Origin of the sequence: Crocinitomix catalasitica ATCC 23190 (genome assembly GCF_000621625.1) — a bacterium.
Lineage (GTDB): Bacteria > Bacteroidota > Bacteroidia > Flavobacteriales_D > Crocinitomicaceae > Crocinitomix > Crocinitomix catalasitica.
Window position 1 is genome coordinate 92,036 of the sequence record NZ_JHXV01000010.1, and the last position, 12,007, is coordinate 104,042.

Below are 12,007 nucleotides of genomic sequence, written 5' to 3' on the forward strand. Positions count from 1 at the left end.
CTTAAAGTGGTACTATTTCAAGTTTTAAATTTTGCTCCAATTGGAGCTTTATAATGGATTGAAAATCTCTATTACTGACTTGTGGAAGTACGAATTTTTTAAAATTCAATACGTCCTTTCTAAGTAAGTATCTGTAAATATAGCCATAACCTTGATATGTTCCATTTTCAATATGAACAAAACTATATTCTCTTGTATTTCTTCCTTTGTCAACGATTAAAAAACTCTCTTTATTGAAACATAAATGGTTGTGTAATGCCGCAACCTTTTTATTATAATCTAATGGTGCTTCAAGTGCTATACATGCACCGTCGCATTTTTTTATACCGTGATTGAAGCAGGCTCCAGTGGTTTTATGTAAATGACATAAACGCAAACATAAATTGAATTCATCAACCCATTTTTCTAATTGTTTTTTACCAATTTGAAGGGAAGTAAATGTAACCAATGGCTTTTCGGTAGCCGTATTCTTTTTAATCAGTAAATGCTGATAACCTGCCTGATCTTCATGCAGGAATAATCCATAACTGAAATTTACATTTTTTTGTGCGCGGTTATAAACGGGCTGATTTTCTTTTATTTCCTCTGACTCATGCAGTAGTGCTATTAATTCACTTCCTGTTAAAACGTGATCAATATCGGCAACAACTTCACGCATTTCAATAGCCTTGGTGGTTTTTGTATTCTTAAAGTGTTGCTCAATTCGTTTTTTAATATGAATACTTTTGCCGATATAAATTAGCTCTTTATCGCTATTGTAAAACTTGTAAATACCAATCTTATTCGGAATTTCATCTAAAATTGAAATGTCTAAATTCGGATTTAATCCGCTTGTATCAATTTCCTTTTTTATAAAGTTCGATAAATCGTGTTTTGCTTTATCGAATAAAAGTTCGAATATTTCAGCAGTTGCTTGTGTATCTGAAATGGCTCTATGATGACTGTCGAGCACAATTCCTAAACTTGTACATAACTTTTTTAGACTATAAGAATCATGCCCCGGTAATAAAATACGAGAGGTTTGAACAGTACATAAATGATCTAAACGATAGTCAAAACTAAGGCGTTTAAATTCTCTACGCATCACACCATAATCAAAACTCACATTGTGCGCAACAAATATTTTACCTGCTGTTAATTCGACCAATTTCTTAGCGATCTCATAAAATTTAGGAGCTCCTTTAACATGATGATCTTGGATGCCGGTTAAACGAGAAATAAATGGGGTAATTGGTTGCTCGGGATCCACAAAAGTCTGATAACTATCGAGCGTTTTTATCCCGTCGTGAATGATCACGGCAATTTCAATTATTTTGAAATTCTTAGGCTTATCGCCAGTGGTTTCTATGTCGATTATGGCAAATTCCAACTGTGTACTAAATCACAAAATTAGCTATTCTGAATCAATTCGTTGATGAATTTGATGTTATTTTCTCCAGTTAGCTTGCCTGCACCGCTATGTTTAAAAACTTCTTTCAAATTATGATCAAGAATAATAAGGGTAGGGAATGCTTGAATTTGGAATTGAAGAGGGTATCTTTTAGTGGTGAATAGAAAATTATAATCATCGTGTAAGCCAGAATTCACAACAAGATCTTTTGTTTCTTCCGTTACCGCTATGATATTGATTTGATCTCCAAATTGTTCTTTTATTTTTTTTAATTCAACCAATTCTGCTCTGCATGGAGGACACCAAGTTGCCCAAAAAGAAATAATGGTTGGTTTTCCTTGTAACGAATCGAATTGATAATCTTCATCAGCAATATTCGTGAACACCCAGTCAATACTATTTACATTTCTTGTAGTAGCAGCAGTTGAATTATGCTCAAAAGCTAATTCCCCCATGAATAGGCCTTGTGTCCATCCTTGGAATTTAATACGCCAATTAGGAATGATGAGAATTAATAAAATGGCAACCAATGCCGCGCTGGATAAATAATTAAAAAACTTTTTCATTTCAGCGAATTAAGAATCGAATTGACTCCATAAATAATTAAATTGTTTGGTATACTCGTGCATTACGCGTTTCGAATCGGTAATTAAAATATTTTCGTGGTTATATTTTTCAGCACTACGCGTCCAATTATAACTTCCAGTTAAGGTAATTTCATTATCGAATAAGGCAAATTTATGATGCATATGATTGCTTGTTTTGTCCAAAACAATCTTTACACCTGATGCTATTAAATGATCTATATCAGAACCTTTATCAAATACTTTGTCGTTGTCTGAAATGATACGAATGTCTAATCCAGCCTTATGCTTCTCAATTAGTGCATCACTTATTCGATTGTCGCTGATCGTGAAAAGACAAATTCTAATAATTTGTTTGGCTTCTAAAATGTATTTGGTGATTGCATCTAAACATTCTTCACCAGGGGAGAACAAAACCTTTTCTTGTTGAACTTCTATTTTATGTGTTGAAAGCAATACTTTATTCATGGCCTCAAGCCACGATAGAATTTCATTATAATTCTCAGCGTTTATTTTTGAATAGGCCAAGTCGAAAATCTCACTGCGCATCAAATCACTAACACTTTTGTCTGGATTCAATAAACGTAATTTCTCTTTTATTTTCTTTTTCTCGCCCCTTGTTAATATAGTATCTTCTATTGAGGCGTCTATCAATTCGTCAATTTGATCTTTAAGTTCCATAAATTTATTGATTGTCGAATTTTTGGTTGATTAATTTTATTTCTAAAGCCAATTGATCTAATTTTTCGTGTACTTTATCGAAAGATGAAGAAGGAATATTATCGGCCGGAAATTTAGCAATTTCATTAATTGTAAGCTCTTTTTTTACGATTTGATCAATGGACAGTTTATAAAAATTAGCTAAATCAATTAAGAATGCCAATTTAGGTTCTGCTCTACCTTCTTCATAAGCACCAATACTAGCGCGTGTTACACTCAGTTTTTCTGCAAATTCAGTCTGGTTGAGTTGTTTGAATAACCTTAGTTTCCGAATGTTTAAAGCTAAAGGTGATTTTTTCATAAATCAAAATTACTAATTTATTTAGTTTATTGCTAATATTTGTAGTATATTGTGCTCGAAACAAATTAATAGCCACGAATATAGCTGTTTTTTAGAAGGAAAAGGTGATGTAAATTAATTGATAATTAAATTACTAAGGAGAAAAGTTAAACTTCAATAAAATATATATATTTGAGAAGAACAAAGAAATACAAATTTAAATTATAAATAATTATGAGTCATTTTGATAAGGTAAAAGAATATTTGTCAGAATTAAACTATTCAATAGTTAAAGAAGATAAAGCCAATGAGGTTTTTGTTGTTGAATCTCCAGCAGATGGTATCCAAAATTTATTGATTGGTATTGCTGATCCGATTATTATTATTGAGCAGTATATGTTTGATTTAACGGCACATGTAGGTGATGTGGCTAAAGCCTTATTAATTAAGAATAGAGATATTGTTCATGGAGCGTTTGTAATGGACGAAACAGGTACAAAAGTGATCTTTAGAGATACTTTACAAGTGGATTCGCTAGACTTAAATGAATTAGAGGCAACACTAAACTCTCTATGTCTATTATTAGGTGAATATTCTGATGAGATTATTAAATTCTCAAAAAACTAAGATTAATTATTAAAATTTAAAATAAGAAGAATGAACATATTTAGAAGATTATTTAGAATAGGGTCGGCAGAGGCCAATTCAATGGTAGATAAATTGGAGGATCCAATTAAAATGACCGAACAAGGAATTCGAGATTTAAAAGGAGACTTAGGAAAAGCATTAGAAGCATTAGCGGAAGTAAAAGCATTAGCGATTAGAGCAAGAAATGACGCTGAATCGGATACTGAAAAAGCAAAAGATTACGAAAAGAAAGCTGTTCTTTTATTAAAGAGAGCTGAAAAGGGAGAGATCTCTATGGAAGAGGCTGATCGTTTAGCAAGTGAGTGTTTGGTTCAAAAAGAATCAAATATGGCGAATGCGACGACTAACCGTAATAACCAGGTTAAGTTTGAAGCGAGTGTTGCTAAATTAGATGGTAACATTAAAAACTTAAAGAAAAATGTTCAGCGTTATGAAGTTGAATTAAAAACCTTAAGAGCAAGAGCTAAAGTTTCTTCTGCGACTAAGAATATCAACAAACAATTGGCTGATATTGATTCTTCAAGTACCGTTTCAATGTTAGAAAGAATGAAAGAAAAAGTAGCACAAGAAGAGGCATTGGCTGAATCGTATGGCGAAATAGCTGGTGAAAACACTTCATTGGATCAAGAAATTGATCAAGCAATTGACGCAGGGTCAGCAGAAGTTAAAGCTTCTGATAGCTTAGCTGCATTAAAATCTAAATTGGGAATGTAATATTCTTTTAAATAATAATTATTAAAAATCCGTTTTGGCTTGGCTGAGACGGATTTTTTTTTGAAGAAAGCCCAAATCAATATCGTACGTCAAAACGTTCGTTTCTAAAAAGAAATTTTTTCTGCATAATAATTGTATAATTAAGGAAGCTCCCGCGCGATTGAATCGCGTGGTAATCAACCTCAAATCATGATTATTGTACTTTAATTGTCATTCAATTAGCTGTAGTTTAGAAAATGCGGATAAAATCAAAAGATATTTCATTGGGTTTAAGTTTAGGTTAATTAATACCTTACATCAAAGCGTCCATCAGTAATATGCATTATACTATCTTCGCAATTAAAATTGGTTACATCCAATTCAAATGTACCAGAAATAATATGGTTAATGGTATCGTAAAAAGTTATATTTAATTCACTTTTATATAAAGAGTCGTGATTATAAGCTGTACAATTTCTATTTTTATTATAATCTAAAAAACTATTGATCTTTGATCCATCATACGCTTCAAACGAAAACTGATACAATCCTGTTTCATAAACATTATTTAGCTTTACTAAACCTATCTGTTCTAAAATATTTTCGTCATAAATTTCCTTATGTGCCACTATATAAAACTCACCATCTTCAGGGTCATAGTGTGCGTAAAGTTTCCGTGAGCCATTTATCCCTCCACCAGAACGTGCCACCCATACTTCGCCATTTACTTTACAGCCAAAAGTATGTTTTCCCTCATGTGTTAATTCTGGTAATACTTGGATTATTTTATCATCATCTTTTGGGGTGTCTTTTTTACAAGCAACGGTGATAAGCGTTAAGCAGGTAAGTAGAAATAGAAATGATGTTTTGGGTGTTTTCATAGCAGTTAGGTCACGAAATATACATCTTCGTTTTATTTATCAAACCACGTAATATTCTCGATAGCTATCGGGAGGCGCGGCAGCAATTAATCGTTTAGATGTTTGTAAGTTAACAAGAAAAAAGTTGAAAGACAAAAGACTTTTAAAGTTTAGGTTAATTAATTGTATCGGACGTCAAATCTACCATCAGTAATATGCATTATACTATCTTCACAATCGAAATTGGTAATATCTAATTCAAATGTGCCAGAAATTATACGGTTAATGGTATCGTAAAAGGTTATATTTAATTCGCTTTTATGTAAAGAGTCATGATAGTAGCCACGACAAGTTCTATTTTCATGAGCATCGAAAAAACATAAAATTGGAGTGCCATCGAATGCACTGATAGAGAATGAATACAATCCAGTTCCGTAAACATCTTTTAATTGAATTAAGTTTATAGATTCTAAAATGTTTTCGTCATAAATTTGCTTATGCGCGACAAAATAAAATTCACCATCTTCAGCGTCATAATGTGCATATAGTTTCCGCTGCCCATTAATTCCTCCACCAGACCTTGCCACCCATACCTCACCATTTACTTTACAGCCAAAAGTATGTTTGCCTTCATGTGTTAATTCTGGTAATACTTGGATTATTTTATCATCATCTTTTGGGGTGTCTTTTTTACAAGCAACGGTGATAAGCGTTAAGCAGGTAAGTAGAAATAGAAATGATGTTTTGGGTGTTTTCATAGCAGTTAGGTCACGAAATATACATCTTCGTTTTATTTATCAAACCACGTAATATTCTCGATAGCTATCGGGAGGCGCGGCAGCAATTAATCGTATAGTTACTCGAAAGTTACGATAAAAAATTGACTAATAAAATAAAGTGATTTATTCCTTTTAGATTACTTAAAGGAAAAAGGATGGTCTAGAGACCTAAAACTAGAATACTGATATATATGACATAAGTTGATAAAAGGATAGCTCCTTTTAATCTGCCAATTTTTTTACCGATGATCATCATAGGTAGAATTGCAGCTGCAATGGCTATCATCCACCACATATCAAAATTGATAGATTCTTCGCCAACAGCAATTGGGTGAATCATTGAAGTAATTCCAATTACGGCCATTATATTGAATATGTTCGAACCAATTAAATTACCGATTGAAATTCCAGTTTCTTTTTTTATTGCAGCAATTGCTGAAGTTATAAGTTCTGGAACAGAGGTACCGAAGGCAACAATGGTTACAGCTATTACCCTTTCTTCCATCCCTAATTCTAATGCAATTCCAACCGCTCCAAATAATAACCACTTGGCACCAAAGAACAATCCTGTTAAACCAATGATCAATAAAAGAATTGATTTTGGAAAACTATCTTCAGCTTCATCAGAAGGAGCTTCCTCTATAGCCTCGAGTTTAGCTTTTTTAGTCGTTTTGCGAGAGTTTCTTATTAATAAGTAGGTGAATGTTATTAAGATTGCAAATAAGACGAATCCTTCGTAGAAAACGATTATACCGTCAAGAGAGAAGAAAAAGAAGAGTAGGGTAGCCAACATCATCATGGGCCAATCTATAATCTTACTATTTCTATCAACAACGAGTGGGAATATCAAAACTGTTATTCCAAGTACAAGGGCAATATTCGCTATGTTCGATCCTATTACATTTCCAATTGCAATTTCGGGATGTCCGGTAAGTGCCGCATTGATACTTACGATTAATTCAGGAGCAGAAGTTCCGAAAGAAATGACTGTCATTCCAATTACAAGTGTAGAAATATGGAATCGCTTTGCCATAGATACAGCACTGCGTACAAGGAATTCACCACCGACAATTAGCGTCGCTAGTCCTAAGATCAGCCAAAAATACATCATAATTCTTCGGTGCTTTTAGTTTTCTGTTCAGTAGGTTGAGCTGTTTCATCAGCTTTAATCGATTCCTTCGCTTTGATTTCTTGAGCTTTAACTTCTTGTGCTTTGATTGAATCTGGAGCTTTGATTGTTGTTGAAGGATTGTCAGAACGAAATTCAATTGGTTCATCGATCGTTTCAATTTGTTTTTTGATATCCTTAAAAGGGTTGTCAATATCCATTTTTAAATCGAAGTCCATGTCTTTTCTAATCTCCATTGCAGAGTTTTGAATGTCTTGACGGATTTCATCAGTCGCACCTTTAATTTCTCTCATGGTTTTACCAAGACCTTGAGCAAGGCTAGGTAGACTCTTCGAACCAAAAAGAATCAATACAACCAATAAAACGAATATCAATTCGCCAGTTCCAATGCTATTTAAAAAGAGTATCGTCATAAAAATAAAAAAGCCCTCCAAAGTTAAGGAAGGCTTTTAAATATTTAGTGTAAATAATTAATTTTTATTTTCAGAAATTTCTTTCGTTAAATCTACAACAGTAGGAGTCGCGATGAACAATGATGAATATGTTCCGACAACAACACCGATCATTAATGCAAATACAAATCCTTTAATCGCGTCACCGCCGAATAAGAAGATGATGAACAATACGATAAATGTAGAGACAGAAGTATTAACCGTACGTCCTAAAGTTGAGTTTAAGGCCATATTGATAACTTCTTTTCTATCCTTCTTAGTATATAATCCCAAGTATTCACGAATTCTATCAAACACAACAACCGTATCATTTATTGAGTAACCAACTACCGTTAGTATTGCCGCAATAAAGGCTTGGTCAATTTCCATTGAGAATCCGATCCATCCATAACATATAGAGAAGATTGAAAGTACAATTAAAACATCATGCGCCATTGCGATCAATGCCCCAAGACCGAACTGCCATTTCTTAAATCTAAATAAGATGTATAAGAAGATAATCAATAATGAAAATCCAATTGCATAAAACGAATTCGCCTTTAAATCTTTAGAGATAGTAGGGGCAATCATTTTAGTTTCTTCGATCGTATAAGAACCTAAAGGATCAAGACCACTTTTTAGTAAGTCTTCAACAACAGTGTTTGCTGTAGAATCAGTTTCAGTAATTTTATATTTAGTTGTAATAAGTGAAGTAAAGGCGTTATCAACCATTTTTACTTGCGGCTCATTACCTTCGAATGCGATAGCAAGGTTTTGACGAATTGCTTCATTGTCTGCAGCTTTTCCATCGTTAAACTTTACTTTGTATTGACGACCACCGGCAAAATCAACACCTAAATCTAATCCTTTAGTTGAAAGTGAAATAACACCGATTAGAATTACAATACCAGATATTACGTAGAAGAATCGTCTTTTTTGAACAAAAGGAACATTGTTTTTCGTAAACCAATTCTCTGTCATTTTTGTAGAGAATGAAATTTTCTTATCCTTTTCAACAAACGAAGTAATAATTAATCTTGTGATAATTACCGCAGCAAAGAATGAAGTAAAGATACCGATGATTAATGTAGTTGCGAATCCTTTAATTGGACCAGAACCAAATATAGCCAATACGATACCTGTTAATAATGTTGTAATGTTTGCATCTAAGATTGAAGACAATGCTTTCGCGTAACCTTCTTTAATAGCGCCTTTCATTCCTTTGCCATTTCTTAACTCTTCACGAATACGTTCAAAGATAAGTACGTTAGCATCCACCGACATACCTATGGTCAGTACAATTCCGGCTATTCCAGGAAGGGTTAGTATTGCTTTTAAGGAGGCCAGCGCACCGAATAAGAGGAAGACGTTAATTAATAAAGCCGCATCAGCAACTAAACCTGCTTTGTTATAATAGAAAACCATATAAACAAGTACCAAGAACAATGCAAAAGCAAATGACCACATTCCTGAGCTAATATTGTCAGCACCTAAAGAGGCTCCAACCATAGATTCATCAACAATTTTTACTGGAGTAGGTAAAGCACCTGCATTTAATAAACCAGCTAAATCTTGCGCTTCGTAAAGACTGAAATTTCCAGTAATACTAGAGCTGTAAGTCATTTTCTCTTGAACAACAGGAGCAGAGTATACGAAATTATCCATGGTGATGGCAACTTGTTTCTTTAAGTTGTCTTCAGTCATTGATTCCCATTTCTTAGCACCAGTATTTGTCAATTGCATACCAACAGCAAATTTTCCAATTTGTCCGTTATCTACAGTTGCACGATCAATATCTTTTCCACTTACACGTGCACCATTAACAGGAACTTTAATTGCGTGTAGGTTTAGGTAACCAGTAGGTAAACCTTCAACATCTTCAATTTCTTTAGCATCCCACATGAAAACCAAATCACTTGGTAATCCTGAACGAACAGTAGGGTGATTGATACGCGCATTAATTGTTGCTGTATCTTTTGCCAATCCAGTTCCTACTACAGAACCTTCTCTATAACCTACAGGTTGTCCTTCTTCATTAAAATTAAAGGCCAATTGTAAAATAGAAGTAATTGGTGTTTTTTGTAATCTTTCTTCGTCTGTTAATAATGAATCTGGTTTAGCATCATCACCACTGCCACCTAATAAATCATCCTTATCAGTGTCTAAGCTATCATTACCTGTTAAATCAGCTAATAAGCTTGAAATTCCAGAAGAATCAGTCGAAGTAGTATCTTTTTCGATAATCTCTTCAGCTACTTCATTACCATAAAGAACATTACTTAATTCAGCTTGTTTTTCAGCTAAAACACCACTAATTCCGAATTCTGCATTGTTATAAATCTCGTAGAATTCAAGATTTGCAGTTGCTTGTAACTTTCTTCTAACAGAAGCTTTGTCAGTAATACCTGGCAATTCAACAAAAACACGGTTAGCACCTGGTTGTTTTTGAATCGTAGGTTGAGCAACACCGAAAGAGTTTACACGTTTTTCGATAATGATCTCAACACCGTCCAAAGCATTCACAGCTTGTTCCTTCAAAAAGTCATTAACTTGACTATTTGTCGCGTCAGAAGCAATTTCATCAGGATTGTGCATGTGGAAGATTTTAGCCATCGAACCACCTGGGTTAAGACGCTCAAATTCTTCTTCAAATAAATCAATAAATGAACCTTCACCGTTATCTGTTCTAACTACAGCAGCATCAAATGGTGTTCTGAATTCTTGATTTCTTGTTTTACCGGCTAATTCAGAAACTAAATCAGGAACTGAAATTTCTAAAGTAGCACTCATACCACCTTTTAAATCTAGACCTAAATTAAGTTCTCTGTTTTTACACTCAGCATAAGTATATCCTAAGTGGATCACTTCATGCGTTTTGCTTTTGATGTATTCACCGTGATACAATTGAACAATAGCACTACTATCTTCTGGACTGTCCAATGATAAAGTAGCTTTACCATATTCGATAGATGGAATGTTAAATTCAATCAATGAATCTATTTTTTCTTGAGCGTATTGTTTCGCATCTTTCTCTACACCGCTAGTTGCCCATGTAAATGAAAGTTGATAAATACAAGCCAATGCTAACGCAATAGTTATTGACCAAAAAAATCCTTTATTTCTCATTTGAAATGTTAATTAATCTTATATACTTTTTTAAAGGCTGCAAATATAGAATTTCAAATGAATATAACCAATACTAATTTGCAGTATTTACGCTAATTATCAACTTGAGCATAAAAAATATTAAATTCAGTCAATGTCAGGGCCTTAACTTAAAAATAAAAAAAGTAAGTATAAATGAACAAAAGAAGGGTGATGTAAAAATTTACACCACCCTCTAAATAATTTTAAATAAATAGTAATTAAGCCTTATAAAAAGGCGCTTTTACAATCTTTGCTTCAATCTGTTTATTTCTAACTTCGATGAAAATAGGCCCGTCTATGGTCGCGTTTTCAATTGTAACATAACCTAGTCCAATGGCCTTGTTTAGTGAAGGAGACATCGTTCCTGAAGTCACACGACCGATATTTTTTCCGTCCGCATCTACGATAGGGTAGTCATGTCTTGGAATTCCTTTTTCTACCATTTCAAAAGCAACTAATTTTTTCTTAACACCTGCTTCTTTTTGCGCTTTTAAGTTCTCAGAATTGGTAAAGTCCTTTGTGAATTTTGTAATCCAACCTAAACCTGCTTCTAATGGAGATGTAGTATCATCAATGTCATTTCCATATAAACAGAATCCCATTTCTAAACGCAAAGTATCTCTTGCTGCTAGACCGATAGGCTTGATATTATAACTTTCACCTGCTTCAAAAACTTTATCCCATAATGTAGCAACATCTGTATTTTTAACATAAAGTTCAAATCCGCCAGAACCGGTATAACCAGTAGCTGAAACCATTACATTATCAATTCCGGCAAATTTTGCCATTTGAAATGTGTAATATTTCATATCTGTTAAATCTATATCTGTCAGCACATTCATTGCTTCAGCAGCTTTAGGACCTTGAACAGCTAACAAAGAATAATCGTCAGATAAGTTCTGCATTTTAACGCCTAAGTCGTTATTCTTTTCTATCCAATTCCAATCTTTCTCAATATTTGATGCATTTACGACAACAAAAAAGCTATTCTCGTTTTTTCTGTAGATAATTAAATCGTCTATAACGCCACCTGTTGCATTTGGCAAGCAAGTATATTGTGCTTGTCCATCAACCATTTTTGAAACATCATTAGAAGTGATTTTTTGTAATAATGCAATTGTATTTTCACCTTCAAGTAAAAATTCACCCATATGTGAAACATCAAATACACCAACACCTGTCCTAACAATTTCGTGTTCTGCTTTTACTCCTTCGTATTGAACTGGCATATTATAGCCAGCAAAAGGAACCATTTTTGCGCCTAGCGCTATGTGTTTTTGTGATAATGCGGTATCTTTCATAGTTGATATTTATTGAAGGACAAATATAATTAATTCATGATTGAT

At 33.5% G+C, this 12,007-nt stretch carries 12 protein-coding genes; 2 read left to right on the plus strand and 10 right to left on the minus strand.

Annotated features, from left to right (window positions below; all coding sequences use genetic code 11):
* Position 1: 1 nt before the first annotated feature.
* The 4 genes from T367_RS0108170 to T367_RS0108185 are packed head-to-tail and all read right to left on the minus strand — an operon-like array spanning position 2 to position 2,995.
* Positions 2–1,369, minus strand: coding sequence for an exonuclease domain-containing protein (locus T367_RS0108170; protein WP_027419411.1), 1,368 nt, complete (start codon positions 1,367–1,369; stop codon positions 2–4).
* Positions 1,370–1,389: 20 nt separating this feature from the next.
* Positions 1,390–1,956 (minus strand): TlpA family protein disulfide reductase, encoded by a 567-nt coding sequence (locus T367_RS0108175; protein WP_027419412.1) that lies wholly within the window; start codon positions 1,954–1,956, stop codon positions 1,390–1,392.
* Between the two features lie 9 nt (positions 1,957–1,965).
* Complete coding sequence (locus T367_RS0108180) at positions 1,966–2,655, minus strand: phospholipase D-like domain-containing protein (RefSeq protein WP_027419413.1); 690 nt, start codon at positions 2,653–2,655, stop codon at positions 1,966–1,968.
* A gap of 4 nt (positions 2,656–2,659) precedes the next feature.
* Positions 2,660–2,995: a helix-turn-helix domain-containing protein gene (locus T367_RS0108185; RefSeq protein ID WP_027419414.1), complete on the minus strand. Its 336-nt coding sequence runs from the start codon at positions 2,993–2,995 to the stop codon at positions 2,660–2,662.
* Positions 2,996–3,205: 210 nt separating this feature from the next.
* Between T367_RS0108185 and T367_RS0108190 the strand changes: the two genes are divergently transcribed.
* Together T367_RS0108190 and T367_RS0108195 are read left to right on the plus strand one after the other, a co-directional pair.
* Positions 3,206–3,601 (plus strand): hypothetical protein, encoded by a 396-nt coding sequence (locus T367_RS0108190; RefSeq protein ID WP_027419415.1) that lies wholly within the window; start codon positions 3,206–3,208, stop codon positions 3,599–3,601.
* A gap of 30 nt (positions 3,602–3,631) precedes the next feature.
* Complete coding sequence (locus T367_RS0108195; RefSeq protein ID WP_027419416.1) at positions 3,632–4,336, plus strand: PspA/IM30 family protein; 705 nt, start codon at positions 3,632–3,634, stop codon at positions 4,334–4,336.
* Positions 4,337–4,620: 284 nt separating this feature from the next.
* Here the strand turns inward: T367_RS0108195 and T367_RS23810 are convergent, their stop codons facing one another.
* The 6 genes from T367_RS23810 to gcvT form a co-directional block, all read right to left on the minus strand.
* Positions 4,621–5,196 (minus strand): hypothetical protein, encoded by a 576-nt coding sequence (locus T367_RS23810; protein WP_051568448.1) that lies wholly within the window; start codon positions 5,194–5,196, stop codon positions 4,621–4,623.
* 158 nt (positions 5,197–5,354) lie between these two features.
* A complete protein-coding gene (locus tag T367_RS23815) occupies positions 5,355–5,933 on the minus strand; it encodes a hypothetical protein (protein WP_027419417.1) in 579 nt (192 codons plus the stop codon).
* Positions 5,934–6,114: 181 nt separating this feature from the next.
* Positions 6,115–7,065 carry a calcium/sodium antiporter gene (locus tag T367_RS0108210; protein ID WP_027419418.1) on the minus strand — a complete coding sequence of 317 codons (951 nt, stop codon included), beginning with the start codon at positions 7,063–7,065 and terminating at the stop codon, positions 6,115–6,117.
* Entirely contained in the window at positions 7,062–7,496 is a 435-nt protein-coding gene (locus tag T367_RS23820; RefSeq protein WP_051568449.1) for a twin-arginine translocase TatA/TatE family subunit, read from the minus strand. The genes T367_RS0108210 and T367_RS23820 overlap by 4 nt, the downstream gene beginning before the upstream one ends.
* 57 nt (positions 7,497–7,553) lie before the next feature.
* A complete protein-coding gene (gene secDF, locus T367_RS0108220) occupies positions 7,554–10,640 on the minus strand; it encodes a protein translocase subunit SecDF (protein WP_027419419.1) in 3,087 nt (1,028 codons plus the stop codon).
* A 239-nt stretch (positions 10,641–10,879) separates the two neighbouring features.
* Positions 10,880–11,962 (minus strand): glycine cleavage system aminomethyltransferase GcvT, encoded by a 1,083-nt coding sequence (gene gcvT / locus T367_RS0108225; protein WP_027419420.1) that lies wholly within the window; start codon positions 11,960–11,962, stop codon positions 10,880–10,882.
* Positions 11,963–12,007 lie beyond the last annotated feature (45 nt).